Genomic DNA, 23,801 nt, shown 5'->3' with positions numbered 1-23,801 from the left:
ATTTTTTACTACTTTATAACTACCGATTGGCGTAGTGCGTCACGGCTTGTTATATTGTAAATCTCCAACTTTAACCTTATAAATCATAAACTTATATCGTGTTAAACAGTGTCAGAAACTTGAATTTGGCGGAAGCGGTGAGATTCGAACTCACGGAGGACTCACACCCTCGTCGGTTTTCAAGACCGGTGCATTAAACCGCTCTGCCACGCTTCCAATGGCGGCTATCATATAAATAAAAGTTCAACTTGGCAAATCTTTTATTCAAAATAATGCATCAACCGCTCAAAATAAAATCAACATCCTGTAATTTTAAGCATTTTCAGGTTTTTCATAGCGAATGGAATTGATATACCACAGTTTTTTTCCCAAGGGTGTATGTACTTCTACTTCATCATCCACTTGTTTCCCCAGTAAAGCACGGGCCATTGGTGACTCAATCGAAATATGTTGCGGGTGATGATCGTAAATTTCATCGACCCCCACCAAACGCAATTTTTTTTGCTCCCCTGCATCATTTTCAATTTCAACCCAAGCACCAAAGTAGACTTTCCCCTCCTGCTCAGGTACATAGTCAACAATTTTTAATTCTTCTAAACGCTTTCCTAAGTAACGGACCCGACGATCAATCTTTCTAAGTATTTGTTTATTATATTGATAATCTGCATTTTCAGATCGATCTCCAAGGCTAGCGGCCCAATTCACTTTCTTGGTGATCTCAGGACGTTCATCATGCCAAAGCTTTTTGAGCTCGGCGACCAATAAATCATGTCCAGTACGCGTAATTAAATTCGATTTCATAAGCCCAAATACGTTAATACAACAGTCCATTTACAAGTTTTTGCATTGTATTCCTTATTTCGCCACCACTAAAGTGTATAAATTTTATTCTTTTCCAAATCATAGGTTTGTGATGCAACTCTCAGTTTTTTATTGTGCAAAATTTGACATTCTTAGTTTTGCCGCTTAATATGCGCCCCTAAGTTTGTTTTTGTTTATTTTTTATACACTTTGTAAATGTTGTGAAACATTTGCATCATTTTTCCCTTTAATCAATGTCATTTTGAATGACGTTCATGATTTGCCCACCCCTTATTGAATTTATCAACTTTTAAAAGTTAAGGCAGTGTTTTGCTGAACTTTTTGGGCATAAATTATCTGTAGCGGAGACAACATGCACAGTAATTCAAGTTCTGGGTCGAGGCCTAGCCTTAACTCTTTATCTTCCAAACGACCTTTTCAAGCTTTAGCCTTAGGAGTAGCCATCCTTCCTTTCAATAGCTTGAATGCTGAAAAATCACATCAATACAACACGATTGTGAACACCAATATTTTAACAGTGGTTGCGGTTGAAACCCCAACAACAGTGTTTAAAGAAGGTGAATTCCTACATGGTTTTGGTTACGATTTAGCGCGTAAATACGCACAAAGTTTAAATGTAAAGCTCGATTTTAAAACGGTTCCCGACAATGCCACGGCATTGAAATGGGTTGCTCAAGGTAAAGCGAATATCGCGATGACCACAGCGAATCTGGCTGCAATTGAAAGTAAACAACTGGTTTCATTTTCAGCAAGTTGTGGTGACCAAGCAAGTTTGAGCAAAAATGGTTTAAATCCTCAGTTAAACTGGGTATTCAAACAAGCTGATGATCCGCTCACCCTGACCGCAAGTGGTTTTATCTGTCAAAGTAAGCAATCGGGTATGACCCAGCAATTGGCCTCGTTCTATAACCGCAATGTGGTTAAACCAGAGTCGTGGTCAACCATTCAAAGAGATTTGAAACAACGCTTACCGATTTATAAGGCCAGCTTTAAACAAAGCGCGTCTAAATACAATTTAGATTGGCACTTACTCGCAGCAATTGGCTATCAAGAGTCTTATCTTAAACCCAGCTCAGTTTCTCCCACTGGTGTCCGTGGTTTAATGATGTTGACTAATAGTACAGCCAAGGCAATGGGTGTGAGCAACCGCTCAGATCCTCTGCAAAGTATTCAAGGCGGTGCGAAATATTTTGATCTGATGCTAGATCAATTTGGCAATGTACCTTATCCAGATCGTAACTGGTACGCCTTAGTGGCTTATAATATGGGACCTGGCGCAGTCAGCCAGATTCAAAAACGTATTCGTGCACAAGGCAAAGACCCGAATCAATGGGTCAACTTATATGACTATTTACAACGCAACCAAGCGCGAAATGGTCGCTATAAGCAAGCGGTACAATATGTAACGCGTATCCGTACTTATTTAGAACACCTCAAAACCAATAGCCGTATTGATGTCTAAATAGAGATAAAAAAAAGCTTACCACTGGGTAAGCTTTTTTTTTATGCCAACAGTAATTAAGCTGTTTGCTCAAGTACTTTCTTAAATAAATCTTTTTGTTCTTGGCTTGGCTTCGCTGTTTGTAAAGCCATAAGTTGTGACATATCGCCTTGTACTTTGATTTTACCTGTCATGAATGCTTGCATTGCAGCAGCCATGTCAAATTCCAAGAATACTTTACGTAAAGTTTCAGCATCCATGTTCAAAGTTGTTTTCGCATTTGAAGATAAACCTTTTTGGATTTTACCTGCATCTAAAGCCAATTCAGTATTACCTGCTGCATCTGTTACAACCAAGTTAATCGCTAAATTCGCAAGTGCTGGTGGTAAATTTAAATCACCAGCTTCAGCAGTCAGTTTTTCAACAGTTGCAAACCAATCATCAGTTAAAAATGCAGCCATGATTATTCCTCAAATGTATTTGTTCAATTTCTTGTGCCATCTATCCAGACGACATCTCATGAAGCAATTTGCTTGTGCCCTGTTATAGCATGTAATTTTTAATTTAGGCTATGATTTTTTGTACGCGTGATTCAATTTTTAAATTTTTTATAAAAAAAAGGTACTTAAGCAGTACCTTTTAAAAAAGTTTTACACTTTACTCAGCAGCAAAACTCAGATTCACCACATCCAAACGATTTTTCAGCTCTTCTGGATCTTTCATGTCAAATTCACGTTGACCATCCAATGCTTCAAAATCGAATAGCTCACGATCCGCCAATTGCGAAGGAGAAACATTCTGTAAGGCACCAAAAATACTGTGTAAGCGCTTAGGATGCTGTTTATCCCATTCACGCAACATATCATTAATAATGGCACGCTGTAGATTTTCTTGTGAGCCACATAAGTTACACGGAATAATCGGGAACTGGCGTAACTCAGCATATTTGATAATGTCTTTTTCTTCGACATAAGCCAAAGGACGAATCAAAATATTCTTTTTATCTGAAGAAAGTAATTTTGGCGGCATTGCCTTTAAGCTACCACCATGGAATAAATTCAAAAAGAAGGTTGCCATAATGTCATCACGGTGATGACCCAACGCGACTTTGGTTGCACCAATTTCTTGTGCAAAGCCATACAGCGAACCACGGCGTAGGCGTGAGCACACTGCGCAATAGGTTTTACCTTCTGGGGTTAAACGTTTGGTAATGGTATAGGTGTCTTTTTCCAGAATGTAATACGGAATATTGTTTTCTTCCATATAACGTGGCAATACATCTTCTGGGAATCCCGGTTGTTTCTGGTCAAGATTCACCGCAACGATATCAAAATTGATCGGTGCAATACGTTTAAACTGCAACAAGATATCGAGCAAGGTATAGCTGTCTTTACCACCAGACACGCAGACCATGACTTTATCGCCATCTTCGATCATGTTGTAATCACGAATTGCATGCCCAACCTGACGACGAAGCTTTTTCAATAGACGATAATACGCTGAACTTGTCGGTAGTTCTGGCTTGAAATTAAATCCTTGATTGGACTCCACTGGCGCGTACATAGACGTGATTTACTCATAAACAAAAATACCGCAAGATTTTATCTCATTCCGAAAAAATGCGCATCTAAAGAATTTTTCAATTTCTTTCAATCGTCATATTTCAGTTTCATACTGGTAAAATTCTGATCAAAAAATGTCAAATTGGCCTAGATTGCTTATATTTCAAACTTTTCCACAGTTGTCCACAAAAGCTGTGGATAAATTTGTGGATTTCTTCGCTATTGACAAACTGTTTTTATCTTAAAATAAGGCTTCCCATTAGATTGATCATTTTTTAACCAATGATTTTATTAAAATGAAATCAACTAGTTACATAAGTCAAGACTTGGTTTTTAAAAAAAATATTTTAATTTTTTTTGCTGAACATTCGAACAAAAAGACTTGCTTTTTGTCCGACAGCCAAAAATAAAAAAATTGTAGCCAAAGTTCTTTTTTTACTTTTTTTTGTTAAACTGCTGTGAAGAACTTATGCTCATCCTTTCGTGAATATTATAATGATGAACAAAACAACGTATTTTTTTACCCTTTGTTTGGGGACAATCGGTTTTTTTAATGGCATAACTTCAAGTTATGCGGGGCAGACCATTTATCAATTTAAAGACAATAATGGCACTACCCTGCTCACCAATAAGAAAAAAGCTGAGTACAGTCATTTAAAAGTGATTAAAGCCACCTATTATCCAGACAGTAATATCCATAGTTATAGCAACTGGGGCGCCAGTGAGGCCTCAGTACTGCCAAGCTATAGCCGTAATAAAAATGCCTTTGATCACCTGATTCGCCAAGCAGCACAACAACATGGTATTTCAGAAGGCTTAATTAAAGCCGTTATGCATACCGAATCAGGTTTCAATATTAATGCACGCTCACCGGTAGGTGCCCAAGGCCTGATGCAGCTCATGCCTGCCACAGCACGCCGCTTCAATGTCAATAATGCCTATGACCCACAACAAAACATCTTTGCAGGTGCACGTTATCTGAGCTGGTTACTCAAGCGCTTTAATGGCGATACCCGACTGGCGATTGCAGCCTATAATGCAGGTGAAGGCAATGTGGATAAATATGGTGGCATTCCACCATTTCGTGAAACCCAAGATTATGTGCGTCGTGTGACCAGCCGTTATCAAAATCTTTATGCCTCAGGCTTAGGCAACTCGCTCAATACTTCCAACAACGCACCTACAAATGCCCAAGTATTGGCCCAATCGGCAAATTACACAGCCCCTGCCAATGAAACGACTGAAACCACACCAGCCCCAAGGCAATATAATCGCCAAATTATTACCCTTGACGATGGTACCTTTACCGATGCACCATCAGGGACATATACCACCACCAATGCCACTGCTTCTGCCAGAATACGCCTCAGTGATTAACAATTCAGGCCAGCTATTCTCGCAGAATGATTTTGCCTAATATTTTTTAGACAAAATTTCATTTAAGTCACTGTTTCATAGCCAATTCATCGTTTTATAGGCTAAATGTATCTGTGCCCACTTTTTGCTTGAATTTTTACAATTCGCCCTGCATATTAGCGTTATGATTTATAATTTATAAATCAGATCACTTTTTCTTTATAAGAGGGTTTTCTCAATGATGCGGATTGGTTTGTTCTTGCTAACCAACCTCGCGGTACTGGTTGTAGCTGGCATTATCTTGTCACTCTTCGGTGTCGGTAGTTACCATGGCGCGGGTGGCTTGAATCTAGGCAACCTACTGGTCATCTGTTTTGTCTTTGGTATGGTAGGTTCTTTAATTTCCTTATTCATGTCGAAGTGGATGGCGAAAAAAACCACTGGAACTGAATTAATCGACCCAAATGCACCTCGTAGTCAAGCAGAAGCTTGGTTATTACAAGAAGTCGCGCAATTATCGCAACGTGCAGGTATTAAAATGCCTGAAGTCGGTATTTTCCCTTCTTACCAATCCAATGCATTTGCGACAGGTTGGAATAAAAATGACGCCCTGGTAGCTGTTTCAACAGGTCTACTTGAGCGCATGAACAAAGATGAACTTCGTGCAGTACTCGCACACGAAATTGGTCACGTTGCCAACGGCGACATGGTGACCCTTGCATTGATTCAAGGTGTCGTGAACGCCTTTGTGATGTTCTTTGCACGTATTGCAGGTGACTTTATTGACCGTAATGTGTTCGGTCGTGAAGAAGGTGAAGCACCTGGACTTGCTTATTTTGCCATTACCATCGTACTCGACATCGTATTCGGTATTATGGCCTCTGCCATCGTGATGTGGTTCTCTCGTCAACGTGAATACCGCGCAGACGAAGCTGGTGCCCGTTTAGCAGGTAAACAAGCAATGATCTCTGCCCTGCTTCGTTTACAAGCAGAATCAGAAATGCCAGACCAAATGCCGAAAGAAATGAAAGCATTTGCGATTGCGGAAGGTAAGGAACAAGGCTTTAGCTTAGCGGCTTTATTCCAAACCCACCCAACTATTGAACAACGTGTTGCTGCCTTACAGCAATTAAATGTTCAATAATCAGTATCAGATAAATGATAAAGCCTCCATCATGGAGGCTTTATTTTTGCTTAAAAATCTAGTGAGCTTGAAAAGACTGATAAAATTGCCATAGATAGCTAAAACCAGCCCAAACCGCGACGATCAATAAAATCAGCACAGCAATACCCAATAAATCGGGGATTCTTAACCAAATCCAACTGACAATCGGATTACGCCAAAAAGCTGATGTTTTTTGCTTTTGTTCCAATGATTCGTGTAGGAATGGATGCACCACATGAATATCACTATGCACCTGATACTCTTCACGGATATGTGCATGTACGATTTCCAGTGTCCTGCGGCTTGGTCGAATAAAGACATCGAATACAGTGCCGACAATGGGAACAAATCCGACCAGCATATCCATAATTGCCAGCTTAAGCACACCTTTGAGTTTATGTTGCGGTACGCCCACTTCTCTGGCTTTTTTAAAGGCATATAGTGTCAAAACAAAACCCGCGATATCGCCAGCAAAAGGAATAGTACTCAATGCAGCATCGGCCCCGACTCCCTGTTTGGTAAAAGGAATCCGTACCAAACTATCCATGGTGTTGGCAAATTTGGCTAAATCACGCTCTACAGCGATGGCTTGCTGCTGAGTTAATTTTTTTTGTTCTGTTGAACCTGTCATTCACACAACCTAAAACAATGTTTATGCTTGAGAATAAAGCAGATTTCCCTGTTTGTCGGTACAATTATTATTACCAATCAGAATAAAATCATCGACGCGATAAATAAATACACCAATACCCCTGTCGCATCACAAATTGAGGTGACCAACGGCGCAGAAGCACTGGCAGGGTCAAGTCCAGCCTTATTTAAGATAAACGGCAAGCTCATACCAATCAGACAGCCCATCAATACAATCCCCATCATACTCAGCGCCAGTACCAAGGCCACCATCTCATCACCACGGAAATACCCCAGTAATGACACTGCAACCGCCATGGTGCCACCTAAACATAATGCCACTAAGCTTTCTCGCCCTAACAAATGAAACCAGTCTTTGAATTGCACATCACCTGTGGCTAAGGCACGCACCATCAAGGTCGAAGATTGAGATCCGGCATTCCCGCCGCTTCCCACCAATAAGGGCAAAAAGAACACCAATACTAGATTTTTGGCAATCACATCTTCATAGTGGGCAATCCCGATCCCTGACAGCAAGCTACCAAACACCAAGAAAACCAACCAAAACACCCGTTTCTGGTAAAGTTGTAGAATGGGCGCAGATTTAATACTGAGCTTAGATGATGCATTGACCGCACCAACTTTTAAGAAGTCTTCGGTTGCTTCTTCACTCGCCACATCCATCGCGTCATCGTAGGTGACGATCCCGACCATCATCTGTTGATGATCAATAATTGGCAATGCAAGCAAGTCATAACGAGCAATGGTTTTTGCCACTTCATCTTGGTCGGTATCGACATAAGCGGTTAAGACATTGGTCTCCATCAACTCGTTAATATTTTGCTCTTCAGGTGCAAGAATCAGTTGTTTTAAAGACAATACACCCAGAATTTTACGTGCTTCATCCAACACATAAGCAAAATAGATCATTTCGGTATCTGGTGCTTCAAGACGCAACATTTTAATTGCATCATTGACCGTCATATTCGGTTTTAAAGTCGCATATTCGGAACTCATAATCGCCCCTGCTGTGCCCTCTAAATAAGATGACAGTTGGCGGATATCCTCTCTCTCCGCCTGTGCTAAGGCTGGTAATAGCGCATTTTGTTGTTCTTCATCCAAGCATTTGAATACGTCAGCACGTTTGTCCGATGACATTTCACCAATCAATTCAGCCAAGACATTTCTAGGCATGGCTTGGGCCAGTTTGACCTGTTCACTAGGGGGAAGATAGGAAAAGACATAGGCCCGATCGGGTAAATGCGTCAGCAGTAATTGACTCTGCTCAACCGCAAGTTGCGTTAATACATCGGCAATATCCACCGCCTGAAAGGTTTCAACCGATGCCAATGCAAGATCAATATGATTATTTTTAAGTGCGTCGTTTAATAAATACAAAAAATTATTGTAGCTCATGTCTGCCTCTTCACTACAAAACATCTGCAATGAAGGTGACTAGACGCAGCGTATTATTTTACTGTCGAATAGGGAGCTTCATTCAGATGTGAATCAAGATAAAAATGTGTAATTTGAAATAAACTACAACTCTGCGTGTCCATTTGGGGGATCAAACCTCATTCAACCGCTTATGCGGCATCGCAATACTACAAATATTTTTTTATATTCTCAACTTAGACAACAAAAATGAACAATTCGAACCTTGATGAATGGAACGAATTGTTCATTGCTGCCGCTGATTTTGACTGTGCTTAAGCCGTTTCAATTTTTACTTTTGGCTTAAACATGGTTCTGACCAACACGTACATAAACGGAATAAAGATCAGCACCAGAATCGTACCAAACACCACGCCACCAAACACACTATAGCCAATCGCTTGTCGGCTTAATGCGCCTGCACCACTAGAGAACATCAATGGAATCACACCCGCGCCGAAGGCAATCGAGGTCATCAAAATCGGTCTAAGACGGAGACCTGCAGCATGTAAAGCAGCGTCCAGTGCAGTCTGGCCTTGCTGCTGCAAACTTGCTGCGAACTCGACCATTAAAATGGCATTTTTACAAGATAGGCCAATAGTGGTCAGTAACGCAATCTGGAAGTAGATATCATTGGCAAAACCAAACCAATAACTAAACAGAATGGTTCCGCCAATCCCGAGCGGAATCGCGGCCATGACCACTGAAGGAATTGACCAGCTTTCATACAGTGCAGCAAGACAGAGGAAAATAAAGGCCACAGACACCAGATATAACCAGATTGCCTGATTACTGGACTCCTGTTCCTGATAAGACAAGCCACTCCATTCTAGTCCCACGTCTGGCATTTTATCGACTAAACCACGAATGGCCTGCATCCCCTGCCCACTACTAAAGCCATTTGCTGCATCTGCTTCCAAGCTGATCGCAGGATAACCCATAAAGCGCTCCAACATCGGTGGCGCACCTTGCCAATTAATCTGACTAAATTGTGAGAATGGCACCATCTGCCCATTGGCATTTTTGACATACCAGTAATTCAGGTCTTCGGGCTTCGAACGATACGGCGCATCCCCCTGCAAATAGACGCGTTTAATTCGCCCACGATCAATAAAGTCATTGATATAACTACCACTCCATGCCGTCGAGAGTGTGCGGTTAATTTCACTGACATTGAGACCATGAATCATCGCTGCTTTATGATCAATCTTGATATTCAGTACCGCCTGATCATCGTTGCCCTTTTTATCTAGATTTTCGACCGAAGGCAGTGCATTACCCTCTTGCTGTAAACTTCGGAAAGAGCTCAATAAGCTTTCTCGACCTAAGCCTTTGGTGTCCTGCAGCCAAAACTCCATTTTGTCAGAGTTACCTAAACCACGAATAACAGAAGGCATCAGCACCATAATACGCGCTTGATTATTTTGTGAAAAATACTTCATTGCGCGCGCACGAATCTGCTGAGCGCTGTTTTCTGTACCTTTGCGATCATTCCAATGTTTCAATGAAACAAAAGCCTGCCCCAGATTTTGTCCTGTTCCTGAAAAGTTACGCCCATGAATCACCATCACGCCATTCAGGTTGGCCTTTTCATGTTCAAGGAAATAATCTGAAATTTGTTTTCCGACCTCTTCGGTCTTGCTCATCGGTGTCCCTTCCGGTAAACGGAATTGAACGCCTAACAAGCCTTGATCTTCTTGTGGTAAAAAGCTGGTTGGCAAATCACGATAAACCCAAATAAAACTACCGATCAGTAGTACGATCCCCAACAGCGAAATGGTTTTTAAGTTAATGACTTTTTGTGAAGCACGAAGATAACGCGTTTTAATATAGTCCAAACCCTGATTGAACTTGATCGCCCAACGTGCCTGTTTGTGCTGAGGCTTTAATAAAATCGCACATAAGGCAGGGGTTAGAATCAAAGCCACCAGCAAGGAAAGTCCCATGGCAACCACAAGCGTAATTGAGAATTGGCGGTAAATAATCCCTGTTGCACCACTAAAGAAAGACATTGGAATAAATACGGCGGTCAGTACCAAAGTAATCCCGACCAAGGCACCACTAATCTCATGCATGGACTGAATTGAGGCTTGCTTGGCACTGAGTTGCTGTTCATGCATCAGCCGCTCCACGTTCTCCACCACCACAATCGCATCATCAACCAACAAACCAATCGCCAGTACCATCGCAAACAAAGTCAGGGTATTGATGCTCATCCCTAAAACCGCTAAAACGGCGAAAGTTCCAAGAATCACCACGGGCACAGTAACCGCGGGAATTAAAGTAGCTCGCCAGTTTTGCAGGAAGATAAACATCACCAAGACCACCAGCCCAATGGCTTCAATCAAGGTTGATACCACTTGCGACATCGACTCTTTTACGAAAGGTGTATCATCGCGTGGATAGACCACAAAATAGCCTTCAGGGAGCGCTTTTTCTAAGCGTGCCACTTCCTTATACACCGCATCGGCAACCTGCATTACATTGGCCCCAACCGTCAAGGACAGTGAAAGCCCCGATGCGGGATAACCATTTAGACGGTTAAACACCTGATAGTTTTCAGCACCGACTTCGACACGAGCGACATCTTTTAAATAGACAAAGCTGCCATCTGTATTGGCTTTGACAATGATATTTTCAAACTGTTCAGGTGTGCGTAATAAAGAACCTGAGGTGACTTTGGCATTTAAATATTGATCTTGAGCGGCAGGTAAATCTCCAATCGCACCTGCTGCTACCTGTGCATTCTGGTTTTCCAAGGCAGAGCGCACTTCACTGACTTGTAATTGATAACGTTCTAGGCGCTGTGGGTCGAGCCAAATACGCATGGCATATTGCGACCCGAATACACTGACCTCGCCAATGCCTTCGATTCGGCTGAGATTTAACTCAAAGTTATTGGTTAAATAATCTGAAATATCTAAATTGGTTGAACGCCCTGCTTTATCTCCCAGACCAATCACCATAAATGAATCACTCAACGACTTACGGACATTGACGCCTTGTCGTTGTACATCTTCTGGTAAGCGATTGATCGCGCCATTAATCGCATTTTGCACCTGAACCTGTGCTTGATCTGGATCTGTACCTTGGTCAAAGAACAAGCTGATTCGGCTATTACCACTGGCATCACTGCTCGAGTTGAAATACAGCAGATGATCAATACCTTTAATTTGTTGTTCTAAAACTTGGGTAACACTGTCTTCAACTGCTTGTGCATCTGCACCACTATAATTTGCCGCAACCGTAATTCGTGGCGGTGCAATATCGGGATAACGCTCCACTGGCAATTTTAGAATTGAAAACAGACCGACAGCCATGACTATGATTGCCAGTACACCAGCAAAGATCGGGCGATGAATAAAAAACTTAGATAACATGGCTGTTTTATTCCATTCTAGAAACAGTCAATTTTTCAAAAAGATAGCTAAAAAACGAATACTTTCGATCTACGATCATTACTGAGCTTTCAGGCAAACACCATCCCTATTAACATATCATTTCAAAAAGCAGAAATTGAGGAGGAATAATGGATTTTGATCAAGTTCAGCATAAATTAATGCGCTGTATTTGCACAAATTTAACAGTTTAACTGTGCTAACTCATTTTATTTACTGTGCAATCAAATACTTCTTAATTTAGAATTGACACATCCCCTCGTTAAACCGATATTAGCACGCTTAACTCCTCTCCCTCACTGTACTAGGCATTTATGAAGGCCAGCTTAAAAAACTTGAATATTCTGCTGCTGATTTTGCTGCCTGCATTCATTACAGGCGGCTTGCTGATTGCCGCAGGTAATTTATCAGATGGTTTAAGGCTCGGCTTTTTGTCTCTCCCTGGTATTTTGTTTATCTATTTGGCCATTACACGGCAGAAAATATATTGGTACGTGCTTAGTATTGCCTGGTGGTTTATCGCTTGGCTAGATGCCTTGCTACGTTCCAGTACCTGGTTTTTATTCAATAGTGATAATGAAGCCTATTTTATTATTGAAGCGATTGCCAATACCAATCATCAAGAGATTTGGGGATTTTTACAGTTGCATCTAATCACGATTGCCGCAGTGGTTTTTGCTTTACTCAGCGTGCTGACTCTCTATAGTTTTTCTGTATTTAAACTGGTTAAACCTGTCCATTTTAGCCAACTCTGGCACAGTCGCCTTTATCGTAGTTGTATTATCTTATTGGTGTTATTAACCATTACCAGCTATGTGATGAAGCCCTCTCGAAAAGTCCACCCTATTATTTTTTGGACTGAGTTTGAGACTAAAATTGAAGACTTTAGAAATAGAATTAAGCAGCACAAAGATGTTCATCAGCAATGGGATGTTAGTGCTCGGGAAAATCTAACATTGACCCAACAAGCAGTTGGAAAACAGACCCATGTCTTGATACTTTCCGAAAGCCTCACCAGTTTGAATTTAGGTGTTTGCGGTTATGCACGAAATACCACACCTGAATTAGCGAAACGACTGGCTGATATCAAAGTATTCTGCAATGCTTTTTCACCCTCACCATCGACTATTAATGCATTACGGGTCTTGTTAACCGAAAGTCCTGCATCTGAACATGATCAATATTCACCTGAAAGTGTTTTAGCGTACGCACGCGCTGCTGGCTATAAGATCTACTGGCTCAGCAACCAAGATGATACCTATCTGTCCTCTTTATTTGGTTCCTATGCGGACAAGGCCGTGTATAAAAACAATCGCTCTGGACGAAGCAGTACCTCTTTAGACGAAAGCTTGCTCCCTGATTATCAGCAAGCACTGGCAGACCCGGATCCGAAAAAGTTAATTATTCTTCACCTAGTCGGTATTCATCCAAATTATAAAGAGCGTTATCCGGCCTTGTTTAATAAATTCAGCAGTGAAAGTAATGATACTGTAGAGACCGAGCTGAAGAATCGCGATATTGACCCTTGGATTCGTTTTTTACGTAATGATTATGATAATGCTGTGCTATATGAAGATTCACTGCTGGCGCAATTTTTAGATAGCTTGAGAGCCAATGCAGTACCTGACTTTAGATCATTCACGGTTGTGTCAGATCATGGTAATGAAGTTGGACATGAAATTGACTATGCTGGGCATAGTCCTAATACCAAAGCAGGCTATCAAGTTCCTGTAATTATGTGGTCAGATAAAATGCTCACCACGGGTGTCAATAAAGATAGAACCATCAATACCGCTGAACTTGATAATAATTTGATGCATATCATGGGACTCAAGGATAAGTCATCGCCGGGACAGTCTTATTGGCAAGATAAAAACTATCAATTTACCCCAGAAATCAATTGGCCGTATTGGAAGCAGAAATCCTGAAACTATACTCAACTATCCAGTTGTGATCACTTGCCCAACTGGATAGTTGCTATTAATTACCTACATATTTCAAGATTCTTGATAATTTCATAAAAGCATCATGCAACTGTCATTGATTTGATAACTTTAACTTTCAAACTAGCCGCTTAAATAAAAAATGATGAGTTTATTCATGTTTAAAAAAGCTGCGCTTTGTCTCTGTTTGATCAGTCTTGCAGGCTGTAATGATGACGATAATAATCAAAGTAATACCACTCAACCTGAATATCAACTGCCAAAAATTTTAGTGATTGGACATCGTGGTGCCAGTGCACTTCGACCAGAGCATACCCTTGCCTCATATCAAAAAGCCATTGATGACGGCGCAGATTTTATTGAACCTGATTTGGTTTCAACCAAAGATGGTGTCTTGGTCGCACGCCATGAAAATGAAATCGGTGGTACCACCAATGTGTCCACCCTCCCTCAATTTGCGGATCGTAAAAAAAGCAAAGTCATTGATGGCGTCACTTTAGAAGGCTGGTTTACCGAAGACTTTACGTTGAAAGAGTTACAACAATTAAAAGCCCGTGAACGTATTCCACAATTCCGACCAGACAACCAAAAATATAATGATCTCTATACCATTCCAACCTTAGAACAAATTATTGAACTGGCAGAAGCACATTATAAAAAAACAGGCAAAATCATTGGCCTATATATTGAAACCAAACATCCGACCTACTTCCAGCAACAGAATTTGGCAATGGAAGATGCTTTACTCAAAACCTTATCCAAATATCAATACAGCCGAGATATTGCACCTATTTATTTACAATCTTTTGAAGTTGGAAATTTAAAATATTTAAAAAGCCAGCTCGACTTACACAAGAGTGTTAAGCATGCGCAATTGATTCAACTCTACGATGCGCCAGAAGCAAAACCAGCAGATTATGTCGCACAAAACAATCCTAAAACCTATGCAGATCTGGCAACGGCACAGGGCCTCAAAGATGTTTCTAGCTATGCCAATGGCGTCGGTCCATGGAAAGTCTATGTCTTTAAAGATGCCGCAATGACACAAACCACCTCTTTTATTGCAGATGCACATAAAGTGAATTTAAAAGTACATCCTTATACTTTCCGCCCAGAAAACAACTTCCTACCTGACACATTGAAATGTAGTGCTGATGTTGCGAAAGCAGCTGAACGTTGCCCTACAGGATCACTCAAAGAAATGCAGCTTTATTTTAAAGCGGGGGTCGATGGCGTGTTTACCGATGATCCAGCCTTAGGCCGTCAAGCGGTACAGACCTATCAAGCAACGACGAAATAAGACTTAAATACACATAAAAAGGGCAGCTGAGCTGCCCTTTTATTTATAAGTGAAACTGTTGTTTTTGTTTGACCTGTTGCCATTGCCACCAACCATAAGCAGCCAAGCCAACAAAAGCCGCATAGAGTCCCGCGGTCAGAAAAACCTCTTTGTAAATAAACATGCCCACATAGATGATGTTGACAAAAATCCAGAGAATCCATGTGGCAATATGCTTACGGCTGGTCCAATAGGTTGCAAGTAAACTAAATGCCACCAATTGTGAATCTAACATCGGTACAGCAGCATCGGTAAAATGCTTCAGAAGCAAACCAAACAGCACACCAAAGATCAATGCTAAGCACATTTGCGCCAAAACAGTGGTCTTGGCAATTGGTTCAATCCGAATATCATGGTCTTCACGTTTGCCTTTGAGCCAGTAATAGAATCCATAAACATTCATCGCAATAAAGAAAAATTGTAGGATCGTTTCACCATATAACTTAATGCTAAAGAAAAAATAAGCATACAAACTACACGCTAGAAAATTAAACCACCAGCACCACATATTGCGTCGAATGGTTAAGGTCACACCAATCAAGCTAATCACTACCGCAAAAATTTCAAAGGCAGACAAGAGCAAACTTCTTTCAGAATTTGATGGCAACATTATGGAAAAATCTGCAATTTTAGCAATGCCCAATTGTTTATTTACTTTGCTTATATTTTTATCTTTATTTGAGAAAACGACTATTTTTCCACCTAAAGCCTATGTTATAAAAATCTAAAGCTAATTTAAGAATGTTGATATGTTCAGCAACAAAGTGTCTTCCCCACCCTTCATCATGATGTCGCATGCTATTTCTGCCCATGCAGCATGGCGACGTGTCTGCATTTTTATGCGAGGAGACTTTGTACAGCTTCATTCGATGCCCCCTTAAAAAAAGCATCATTTGAATCCCAAGGTCGCCTCAACAGCGACCTTTTTTGTTGCCTATATTTTTTAATCCCATCTAGCGTTGTTATAACAGGAACCTCAACATGAGCCAGTTACCCGAAAAGAATTTTATATCCAGCACACAGATACAACCGGCTGTGGCCCTTGTTTCCCCTCGCCTTGCTACAGTCGGTCAATTTATTGCAGTCGTGCTGATCTGGTCATTCACACCTTTGGCCGCAGTTTTGACCGTGCACGAGATTCATTGGGCTTGGGGACTATTTTTCCGATTCAGTATCGCCATTCCATTGGCATTGATTTGCCTATTTTATTTTCGACAAAAGCTTATTCTGACACCTCAGGCCTTGATCAGTTATAGCGCAGGTGCGGTTGGCTTATTTGGTTCTATGACTTTTTGTTATATGGGTGCAACCCGTGTTTCATCGGGTATGATTTCAATTATTTATGGCACGGCGCCACTCTGGTCAGGTCTGATTGCCGTGTTTATTCTGAAACGTGAACACTTTTTAAAACGTCAGTGGTATGGACTCACACTGGCACTTTTTGGTTTGTCTCTGACACTGGGGATTGGTACTGATGATATTCAATTAGACTCACTTGGGGTGTTGTATGAAATGATTGCCGTATTACTCTATGTCTTTTCCATGTTTGCCGTTGCCAAAGTTGGTGCAGAGATTCACCCCATTATCCAAACCACAGGTTCAACGCTAGTTTCATGGTTCGGTTATCTGTGCTTATTGCCTTTTTTCCTCACTGAGGCACCAACGCAGCTCCCTAGTCTGCAAACCAGTTTGGCCCTGCTGTATAGCGCCTTATTTTCTTCTGTGCTGGCCATGATTTTTTACTTTCATTTAATTCAGAAACTCAATCCAACCACAGTCATGCTGATTACCATTCTGACACCTGTGTTTGCCACCTGTTGGGGCATTTGGTTTAACCATGAGCCTGTCAGCTCACATCTGGTTATTGGCTTAATGTTGCTGTGTTTCGGTCTGTTTCTTTACGCCTATCGCAATCGACCACGCCCACAATAAATATGCAAACGGCTCGGTCAGGCAACTATACCGATCCGTGATAGCATCTATTGATCGGCTCAAGTACACTGTGCTAACGCTCCGCGTGACATCACAAAGATTTGTTCAAGGATGAAATAATCGATGCGTTCTTACGTTTTATGGCTTTGCTGTAGTCTGATATTGGTGTTACAAGGTTGTGTACATGCGACGACACAACCTCATTCAATAACGCTGAAAACAGTAGAACTCAAACAGCGCTATTACCAAGCCAAAACCACTGCACCTGATGGCACGGTACTCGCATTTACCGTGTATCAACCCCATTTAACATCGAATCAAACTGCCCCTTTACTCTTACATACCCATGGCTTTGGTCTGTCTCGAATGAAACGCCCTGAGCTCAGTTTGTATGGTTTTTTATTACCCACAGGGCAAGTGGCAAAAACTGCTTGGCAAAATGGTTATTGGGTCATCAGCTATGACCAACGTGGGCATGGAGGCAGCCAGGGCAAAATTCGTCTGACTGATCCAGAAAAAGAAGCGCAAGATGTCATCACCATGATGAACTGGGCAGAAAAAAACTTGCCACAACTAGCCAAAAATCAAAACGGTGTCCGTACCGGTATGATTGGTGAATCCTATGCAGGTGGTGTGCAGTATCTTGCTTCAGCTTTAGATCCACGTTTACAGGCCATTGTACCGATTACCACTTGGTATGACATCGTGGATAGTCTAGCCCCCAATGGTGTACCTAAAAGTAATTGGATTGGTTTTCTCAATTTAATTGGAGATTGGTGGAACTGGAATAAATTTGACCCTGAACTGAAGCAGGCGTATTTAGCTACTCAACAAGGACAGTTAAAACAGTCCGCCTATGATTTTCTTAACACTCATCAAGCCAGCTGGTTTTGCAGTCACAATCAAGCGCCTCAAGCTGATGCCCTGATTATTCAAGGCTTCAGGGATGTGCTCTTCCCTTTTAATGAAGGGGTTAAAGCAGCACAATGTATCCAACAGGCGCAGCATGAAGTTCATTTAATTGGAGTACAAGGAGGGCATTTACAGCCATTTACCCAACATTCACCACGAGGGAACACCCCCTTTTGGTATATTGGCCAATCGGTTCGTTGTGGTGATCAACAACACTACAATCTACAAAAAACCATCTTGGACTGGTTTAACCGCAAGTTAAAAGATCAATCAGCGACTGCATCATTACCCGAGTTATGTGTCGATCAAAGTCCCATCAATTATTTTGCCGATCTGCAACCCAGCAACAGCTATGATTTGAAAAAAACATGGATTGCACCGACAACAGCCCAAGCCGTCTTTGTGCCTATCCATACTGCCCAACAGCCTATCTCAATCACAGGTTCAGCGCTGCTAAGTTTAAACATGGAAACCACAGCGAAATATGCAGACTCGACCTTATTTATTTCCATGGCGATTAAATCCAAGATCACAGGAAAATATACCGTTTTAAATGATCAAACTGCCCCATTTAATCCAGCCAAGAAAATAAGTTATGATCAAATTCGATTGGGTTCAAAGGCTCAGAATGGAAAAATACAAAGCATCGAATTACCGAGTGTATATGGACAACTCAATGAGGGAGATACGCTGGGTTTATTGATCAATAGCGAAAGTCTGTATTATCAAAAAATACAACAGCCCAAAATTGAAGCATGGATCTCAGGGCAAATTGTGTTACCAAAACTTTGGCAGGTAGCAGCTGCGAATTAGTTATTATTATAGAAAAACCAACGAGAGTGAAATTTACCACTCTCGATTGGCAATCAATTCTTCCATTTCAATGTCCAGATAACCCACATCTTGCACCACCATCATCATGGCTTCAGCAATATAATCTGCGGCGGTATCATCTAAACTTGACTCCAAGTCTTCAAACTGCGGCTTCATTTCGTTAATTTCAATCAGGGTTTGATGTGCATAACGATAGATTTCAGTCTCAGATAAATCGGTACGACTGACCTTTTTGGAAAACTGCTGGATATGCTGCTTCACTTCAGCAACGAGAATATCTGGATAATATTCATCGTCAAACATCGGGAGGAGTAAATTTTCAAACATAAAAAATAATATGCAATAAAACGCCATGCTTATAACATAATCCAACCAAAATCACGATATTTAGCCATAAAAAAAAGCGGTTTTTCCGACCGCTTTTTTGAACATGGATAATGATCTACTTTTTCAGGCCTTCCCTTTTGATCTGAATCATCAGCATTTTGCAAAGATGAAATACCGCCAAATTGATTTTTATAAGGCAAATTGTTGCGCATATTTTGAGAGCTGTTGATAAGTGATCGATGCACCACCACAAACAATCACCAGTACATCATCAGATGGACTAAAGTTAAGTTTTTGATCGTATAAAATAGATAAGGTTGCACCACATGCAGGTTCGACCAAGGTACGATGATCATCTAAGAATTTTAAACATGCGCTTACTGTATCTGCATCAGTAACCATTATTCCCTGAACATTTTGCTGTTGGGCGATCCTAAATGCTTGCTCACAAACCCGTTTCGCTGCAAGTGTGGTCGCAATACCTGTAACCTGATCTAAGCTAATATGCTGCCCACGTTGTATTGACATATTCAAAGATGCTGTGCCTTCTGTTTCAATCGCATAAATGGGAATGTCCAGATGATGCGTTTGCAATCCTTGAGCAACACCAGAAAGTAAGCTCCCTCCACCAACCGATAAAACCACTGCTGAAGGACGTATTCCCTCGGCAATCACTTCATCAATGATACAGGCAACGCCATCCCACAGATATTGATCATCAAAAGGATGAATATAAATGGCTTCCGCACTGACAAAAGAGAGCGCAAGTTCATTGGCTTCAATCCAAGAGTCACCATGAACAATCACTTCAGCAGCTTCCTGTCGCATTAAATCGATTGCTTTTTGTGACGTTGTTTTCGGGACAACCACCGTCACTGCAATGCCTAACAGCTTACCCATATGCGCAACAGAAATCCCTGCATTACCACCGGAAGAGCTCACAAATTTCTTCGCGCCTTTTTCAGCATATTTTAAACAGGCATTACCCATACTACGTTGCTTAAAGGAACCTGTAGGCTGAGCAGACTCCATTTTTAACCACACATTGCAGTCATTCAACTCACTTAGCTTACTCGATCTAATCAACGGGGTCTTCATATCAACGATCATTTCTTTATTGTGAAAATCAAAGGCATTCGCGATCAGTCACTTGATGTTTCCGACCGCTTTGCTAAAAACACAGCTTAATCTTTTTTCGCGCCCAAGCTTTTGGCAATCTTGGTAAGCTCCACGAACTCCTCTCGCATTTGATAGGGGTCAGGCTTGGCAGATTGCTGTGCCAACTGGATAATTTGATCCCAGCCCATAGCACCATTATATTGGCCGCCTTTTAATTGCTGCGCATAGGAAGCCACTGCAATCGCAAAACGAGTATCGTTATCGGCCTGTGCAAGGGTTTTGCTTTCAGCTTTCACCGCTTGATTGAGTAAAATACTTTTTTCTTGGTTTGGTAATTTATAACGCAAGTTTACAAAGGCATATTCAGACTTTTTCGCTGCATCTGTTTTCGAAGACTCCTGATAACGTGAATCATTGAGCCAACCTTGCTGACCGACTGGAATGATTTCATAAATTGCTGTGACATTATGCCCTGCGCCAATATCACCTGCATCGACTTTATCATTATTGAAATCTTCCTGCTTTAACATGCGATTTTCATAACCGACTAGGCGATATTCTTTCACCGTGGCTGGGTTAAATTCGACCTGAATTTTGACATCCTGTGCAACGGTTGCCAAAGTTGAGGAAAGCTGACGCTGTACCACTTTTTTCGCTTCATTTTTATTATCGATATAGCTGTAGTTTCCATCGCCTGCATCTGCAAGTTGTTCCATCAACTCCTCATTATAGTTGCCTGTACCAAAACCTAAAGTCGTTAATGAAATCCCGCTTTTTCGTTTCTCAGCCACCATGCCTTTTAAAGTATTAAAGTCGGTAATACCCACATTAAAGTCACCATCGGTCGCCAGTAAAATTCGGTTAATCCCATTTTTTACCAAGGCTTTTTCAGCTTGTTTATAGGCCAGTTGAATCGCTTGTTCACCCGCAGTTGCACCACTGGCTTGCAAAGCATTAATCACGGCGAGAATCTTATCTTTTTCATTCCCCGCAGTCGGTTCTAAAACCAGCTTTTCACCACTGGCATAAGTAATAATGGTGACTTTATCCTGAGGGCGTAATTGCTCCGTCAGTAAGCGCAATGTTTGCTTAACTAAAGGGAGTTTATCTGCTGCATCCATACTGCCAGAGACATCCACCAAAAATACCAGATTGGCAGGAGGTAATTGTTTGGTGGTGAGATCTTTAGCCTGAATCCCGATCTTAATCAGCTTGGCATTTTCCTTCCACGGCGAATCAACAGTTTCAGTGGTGACTGAAAAGGGATGAATACTATTCGGCTGTGGATATTGATAATCAAAGTAATTGATCATTTCCTCAGCACGAACCGCATCAACAGGCGGTAAACGACCATCATTCAAAAAACGGCGGGTATTGGTATAACTCCCTGTATCCACATCAATACTAAACGTTGAAACGGCCTGATCAGCCACGCGATGAACAGGATTGACCTCATTTTTTTGGTATTTTTCAGTATTCTGCTCTAACCGTGGTCTCTCCATTGTTGGCATGACTGCAATATAAGATGCTGGAGCGACCATCTTACGCGTTTGAGCAAGGCCTTGATTTGACATCGTAACAGGCGCCGGTGAGACTGGCATTGTCGTTTCAATCATCACCTGATCATTGTGTTTGACAGGCACACTACAAGCCATGATCATACAACTAAGTAAGCTGAGTGTAAGTATTTTTGTAGATTGATGCATGCTTAAATTCCCAAATTCTATTTTGTCTTTTCAAATGAAATATATATGCAAAGATTGTATGCAAAAAAACAAAGATACATGGTATTCGTATGTATCTTACTAAAATCAGTTATCGTGGATCTAAAGCTTAAATTTTACTCAATTGCATAATTAATGGTCACCACCACACGGGCAATTTTGTTGATGGTGGCTTTGTCATAAGCACCGCCATAATCACTATCATCGTCAGAACCACTTTCAGGCAGGATATAAAATGCACCTTGGCTGGCTGAACGCATCATTCCAACCTTTACACCACCAACTTTGGCAAACTCATTGGCACGGCTATAGGCATTTTTGGTGGCATTGGCAATCAAGGACATTTTGATTTCTTCAAGATTTGACACCAGATATTCAGGTTTTTGTTCAATCGCAATGCCTTTTTCATCCAGTAAATAAGCATCTTTTGCCGCCTGTTCAATTTTCTTGATATCGCGACTACTGATCACCAACGATTGTAATGCGATATAGCCTTTGAACTCACGCTTAGTACGCCCCTCACCTGTATCAACTTCCTCATAATAAGAATCAGAACGTTTATTTCCGAGTTGCATATCTGCGGCTTTAAAGCCATGTTCAACAAAGAACGCCTGTAATGCTTTCATTTGTTGATCAAGTAATTGATAGGCTTCTGGAATCGTGTCAGAAGTGTGGTTAGTTTGTAAGTTGATTTCCCATCGTGCAGAATCTGCTTGAATCGGCTTTTCCGCTAAGCCTTTGACTGTAATTGAATTTTTTGTGCTATTAAACTGTTTAAGCGCATAACCCATCACACCAGCAGAAACAATAAAACCAAGACTCAGAATCAGGGCAAACACCCATAAACTTTTATATGTGATTGTTTTATTTTCCATTTTTAATATTACTCATCTTCATTATATATTTGTTATATTTAATCTGATTCAGCAAGTCAATAGAGCCTTAGCGCTCTACTGACTCAGCCCAGCTTAGTTATTTTGCATCCTGTTCCAGACTTTAATGGCATCACTGGTGGCTTTTACATCATGTGCCCGTACAATATTAGCACCCTGCTGAATACTCAATACATGCCCCATTACGCTTCCAACCGCTCGCTCCTGCGCCGGTACACCATCTAAGGCCTCTCCAATAAAACGCTTCCGCGACAGACCCGATAAGATTGGATAGCCCATTCGATTGAGTTTCCAGAACTCGTTTAGTAATTGGAAATTTTGCTGTGCATTTTTAGCGAAGCCAAAACCAGGGTCAATGATGATATTTTCTTTTCTCACCCCAACTGCAACCGCTTGATCTAAGCGTTGTTGCAACTCCTGAATCACCTCTTCAGTCACATCGTGATATTGATCCAGTTGATTCATATTAGTAGGTTCACCGCGCATATGCATTAAGACCACAGGGATATTCAACTCAGCTGCGGTTTCTAAAGCCTGTGGGCGAGTTAATGCACGGACATCATTCCAGATATGCGCACCTGCCTGTACGGCTGCACGCATCACTTCAGGCTGACTGGTATCAATCGAGATGATCACATCGTATTTAGATAATGCTTCAACCACAGGAATCACACGGCGAATTTCTTCTTCTAAAGCAACGGGTGATGCATTGGGACGAGTTGACTCTCCTCCAATATCAATAATGGTTGCACCATCTTGCATCATCTGCAACGCATGTTGAATGGCTTGGTCTTTTTGATGATGTTGCCCACCATCACTAAATGAATCAGGCGTGACATTTAAAATTCCCATCACTTGGGGTTGGGAGAGGTCTAATTTAAAACGGCCACACTGTAACTGACATTGTGCTAAGGGCATCAATTGCATCAAAATGCTCCACATTGGAATCGGCTTATTTTAACAAGACAGA

20 protein-coding genes and 1 tRNA gene are annotated in these 23,801 nt (G+C 41.3%); 7 read left to right on the top strand and 14 right to left on the bottom strand.

Annotated features, from left to right (window positions below; genetic code table 11):
* Positions 1–126: 126 nt before the first annotated feature.
* A tRNA-Ser gene (locus F957_RS15955) sits at positions 127–216 on the bottom strand.
* Positions 217–312: 96 nt separating this feature from the next.
* Entirely contained in the window at positions 313–801 is a 489-nt protein-coding gene (greB, locus tag F957_RS15960) for a transcription elongation factor GreB (RefSeq protein ID WP_005202026.1), read from the bottom strand.
* 373 nt (positions 802–1,174) lie between these two features.
* Between greB and F957_RS15965 the strand changes: the two genes are divergently transcribed.
* Positions 1,175–2,284 (top strand): MltF family protein, encoded by a 1,110-nt coding sequence (locus tag F957_RS15965; RefSeq protein WP_016660197.1) that lies wholly within the window; start codon positions 1,175–1,177, stop codon positions 2,282–2,284.
* A gap of 56 nt (positions 2,285–2,340) precedes the next feature.
* On the opposite strand, the gene F957_RS15970 is transcribed toward F957_RS15965, so the two are convergent.
* Positions 2,341–2,724 (bottom strand): SCP2 sterol-binding domain-containing protein, encoded by a 384-nt coding sequence (locus F957_RS15970; RefSeq protein WP_004651955.1) that lies wholly within the window; start codon positions 2,722–2,724, stop codon positions 2,341–2,343.
* Positions 2,725–2,920: 196 nt separating this feature from the next.
* Entirely contained in the window at positions 2,921–3,826 is a 906-nt protein-coding gene (gene ttcA, locus F957_RS15975) for a tRNA 2-thiocytidine(32) synthetase TtcA (protein WP_004651954.1), read from the bottom strand.
* A 497-nt stretch (positions 3,827–4,323) separates the two neighbouring features.
* Between ttcA and F957_RS15980 the strand changes: the two genes are divergently transcribed.
* Both F957_RS15980 and htpX read left to right on the top strand, forming a co-directional pair.
* A complete protein-coding gene (locus tag F957_RS15980; RefSeq protein ID WP_081401612.1) occupies positions 4,324–5,202 on the top strand; it encodes a lytic transglycosylase domain-containing protein in 879 nt (292 codons plus the stop codon).
* Positions 5,203–5,419: 217 nt separating this feature from the next.
* A complete protein-coding gene (gene htpX / locus F957_RS15985; protein ID WP_016543056.1) occupies positions 5,420–6,325 on the top strand; it encodes a protease HtpX in 906 nt (301 codons plus the stop codon).
* Between the two features lie 58 nt (positions 6,326–6,383).
* On the opposite strand, the gene F957_RS15990 is transcribed toward htpX, so the two are convergent.
* From F957_RS15990 to F957_RS16000, 3 genes are all read right to left on the bottom strand, one after another.
* On the bottom strand, positions 6,384–6,977 hold the full coding sequence (locus tag F957_RS15990; protein WP_016543055.1) for a DUF4112 domain-containing protein: 594 nt from the start codon (positions 6,975–6,977) through the stop codon (positions 6,384–6,386).
* Positions 6,978–7,054: 77 nt separating this feature from the next.
* Positions 7,055–8,392 carry a magnesium transporter gene (gene mgtE, locus F957_RS15995; protein WP_016543054.1) on the bottom strand — a complete coding sequence of 446 codons (1,338 nt, stop codon included), beginning with the start codon at positions 8,390–8,392 and terminating at the stop codon, positions 7,055–7,057.
* Positions 8,393–8,685: 293 nt separating this feature from the next.
* On the bottom strand, positions 8,686–11,790 hold the full coding sequence (locus tag F957_RS16000; RefSeq protein WP_016543053.1) for an efflux RND transporter permease subunit: 3,105 nt from the start codon (positions 11,788–11,790) through the stop codon (positions 8,686–8,688).
* A gap of 332 nt (positions 11,791–12,122) precedes the next feature.
* Here F957_RS16000 and F957_RS16005 point away from each other — a divergent pair, with 332 nt between their 5' ends.
* A complete protein-coding gene (locus F957_RS16005; RefSeq protein ID WP_016543052.1) occupies positions 12,123–13,736 on the top strand; it encodes a phosphoethanolamine transferase in 1,614 nt (537 codons plus the stop codon).
* Between the two features lie 172 nt (positions 13,737–13,908).
* Positions 13,909–15,051, top strand: coding sequence for a glycerophosphodiester phosphodiesterase (locus tag F957_RS16010; RefSeq protein WP_016543051.1), 1,143 nt, complete (start codon positions 13,909–13,911; stop codon positions 15,049–15,051).
* A gap of 43 nt (positions 15,052–15,094) precedes the next feature.
* Here F957_RS16010 and pnuC read toward each other — a convergent pair whose 3' ends face one another.
* On the bottom strand, positions 15,095–15,700 hold the full coding sequence (gene pnuC / locus F957_RS16015; RefSeq protein WP_016543050.1) for a nicotinamide riboside transporter PnuC: 606 nt from the start codon (positions 15,698–15,700) through the stop codon (positions 15,095–15,097).
* A 371-nt stretch (positions 15,701–16,071) separates the two neighbouring features.
* Between pnuC and F957_RS16020 the strand changes: the two genes are divergently transcribed.
* Complete coding sequence (locus F957_RS16020; RefSeq protein ID WP_016543048.1) at positions 16,072–17,022, top strand: DMT family transporter; 951 nt, start codon at positions 16,072–16,074, stop codon at positions 17,020–17,022.
* Positions 17,023–17,145: 123 nt separating this feature from the next.
* Positions 17,146–18,747: an alpha/beta hydrolase family protein gene (locus tag F957_RS16025; protein WP_016543047.1), complete on the top strand. Its 1,602-nt coding sequence runs from the start codon at positions 17,146–17,148 to the stop codon at positions 18,745–18,747.
* Between the two features lie 33 nt (positions 18,748–18,780).
* Here the strand turns inward: F957_RS16025 and F957_RS16030 are convergent, their stop codons facing one another.
* From F957_RS16030 to folP, 6 genes are all read right to left on the bottom strand, one after another.
* Positions 18,781–19,095, bottom strand: a complete 315-nt coding sequence (locus F957_RS16030; RefSeq protein WP_016543046.1) for a DUF5713 family protein — start codon at positions 19,093–19,095, stop codon at positions 18,781–18,783.
* A 29-nt stretch (positions 19,096–19,124) separates the two neighbouring features.
* Positions 19,125–19,295 (bottom strand): hypothetical protein, encoded by a 171-nt coding sequence (locus F957_RS0120505; RefSeq protein ID WP_016543045.1) that lies wholly within the window; start codon positions 19,293–19,295, stop codon positions 19,125–19,127.
* Positions 19,285–20,193, bottom strand: a complete 909-nt coding sequence (locus F957_RS16035; protein ID WP_228129661.1) for a pyridoxal-phosphate dependent enzyme — start codon at positions 20,191–20,193, stop codon at positions 19,285–19,287. The genes F957_RS0120505 and F957_RS16035 overlap by 11 nt, the downstream gene beginning before the upstream one ends.
* 86 nt (positions 20,194–20,279) lie before the next feature.
* Positions 20,280–21,920 carry a vWA domain-containing protein gene (locus tag F957_RS16040; protein ID WP_016543043.1) on the bottom strand — a complete coding sequence of 547 codons (1,641 nt, stop codon included), beginning with the start codon at positions 21,918–21,920 and terminating at the stop codon, positions 20,280–20,282.
* 134 nt (positions 21,921–22,054) lie between these two features.
* The gene (locus tag F957_RS16045; RefSeq protein WP_016543042.1) at positions 22,055–22,813 is read right to left on the bottom strand and encodes an SIMPL domain-containing protein; all 759 of its coding nucleotides are present in this window, start codon (positions 22,811–22,813) and stop codon (positions 22,055–22,057) included.
* Between the two features lie 93 nt (positions 22,814–22,906).
* Positions 22,907–23,758, bottom strand: a complete 852-nt coding sequence (gene folP / locus F957_RS16050) for a dihydropteroate synthase (RefSeq protein ID WP_016543041.1) — start codon at positions 23,756–23,758, stop codon at positions 22,907–22,909.
* Positions 23,759–23,801: the final 43 nt, after the last annotated feature.

The sequence above is a fragment of the Acinetobacter gyllenbergii CIP 110306 = MTCC 11365 genome, from assembly GCF_000413855.1.
In the GTDB taxonomy this organism is placed as follows: Bacteria; Pseudomonadota; Gammaproteobacteria; order Pseudomonadales; family Moraxellaceae; genus Acinetobacter; species Acinetobacter gyllenbergii.
Note: the sequence above shows the minus strand (reverse complement) of the source record. Positions and strands in the feature narration are given on the sequence as shown.

What these genes read in the sequence shown, in the direction of transcription:
- greB (WP_005202026.1), bottom strand. Translation starts at nt 801, where the DNA reads ATGAAATCGAATTTAATTACGCGTACTGGACATGATTTATTGGTCGCC.
- F957_RS15965 (WP_016660197.1), top strand. Translation starts at nt 1,175, where the DNA reads ATGCACAGTAATTCAAGTTCTGGGTCGAGGCCTAGCCTTAACTCTTTA.
- F957_RS15970 (WP_004651955.1), bottom strand. Translation starts at nt 2,724, where the DNA reads ATGGCTGCATTTTTAACTGATGATTGGTTTGCAACTGTTGAAAAACTG.
- ttcA (WP_004651954.1), bottom strand. Translation starts at nt 3,826, where the DNA reads ATGTACGCGCCAGTGGAGTCCAATCAAGGATTTAATTTCAAGCCAGAA.
- F957_RS15980 (WP_081401612.1), top strand. Translation starts at nt 4,324, where the DNA reads ATGAACAAAACAACGTATTTTTTTACCCTTTGTTTGGGGACAATCGGT.
- htpX (WP_016543056.1), top strand. Translation starts at nt 5,420, where the DNA reads ATGATGCGGATTGGTTTGTTCTTGCTAACCAACCTCGCGGTACTGGTT.
- F957_RS15990 (WP_016543055.1), bottom strand. Translation starts at nt 6,977, where the DNA reads ATGACAGGTTCAACAGAACAAAAAAAATTAACTCAGCAGCAAGCCATC.
- mgtE (WP_016543054.1), bottom strand. Translation starts at nt 8,392, where the DNA reads ATGAGCTACAATAATTTTTTGTATTTATTAAACGACGCACTTAAAAAT.
- F957_RS16000 (WP_016543053.1), bottom strand. Translation starts at nt 11,790, where the DNA reads ATGTTATCTAAGTTTTTTATTCATCGCCCGATCTTTGCTGGTGTACTG.
- F957_RS16005 (WP_016543052.1), top strand. Translation starts at nt 12,123, where the DNA reads ATGAAGGCCAGCTTAAAAAACTTGAATATTCTGCTGCTGATTTTGCTG.
- F957_RS16010 (WP_016543051.1), top strand. Translation starts at nt 13,909, where the DNA reads ATGTTTAAAAAAGCTGCGCTTTGTCTCTGTTTGATCAGTCTTGCAGGC.
- pnuC (WP_016543050.1), bottom strand. Translation starts at nt 15,700, where the DNA reads ATGTTGCCATCAAATTCTGAAAGAAGTTTGCTCTTGTCTGCCTTTGAA.
- F957_RS16020 (WP_016543048.1), top strand. Translation starts at nt 16,072, where the DNA reads ATGAGCCAGTTACCCGAAAAGAATTTTATATCCAGCACACAGATACAA.
- F957_RS16025 (WP_016543047.1), top strand. Translation starts at nt 17,146, where the DNA reads ATGCGTTCTTACGTTTTATGGCTTTGCTGTAGTCTGATATTGGTGTTA.
- F957_RS16030 (WP_016543046.1), bottom strand. Translation starts at nt 19,095, where the DNA reads ATGTTTGAAAATTTACTCCTCCCGATGTTTGACGATGAATATTATCCA.
- F957_RS16035 (WP_228129661.1), bottom strand. Translation starts at nt 20,193, where the DNA reads ATGAAGACCCCGTTGATTAGATCGAGTAAGCTAAGTGAGTTGAATGAC.
- F957_RS16040 (WP_016543043.1), bottom strand. Translation starts at nt 21,920, where the DNA reads ATGCATCAATCTACAAAAATACTTACACTCAGCTTACTTAGTTGTATG.
- F957_RS16045 (WP_016543042.1), bottom strand. Translation starts at nt 22,813, where the DNA reads ATGGAAAATAAAACAATCACATATAAAAGTTTATGGGTGTTTGCCCTG.
- folP (WP_016543041.1), bottom strand. Translation starts at nt 23,758, where the DNA reads ATGCAATTGATGCCCTTAGCACAATGTCAGTTACAGTGTGGCCGTTTT.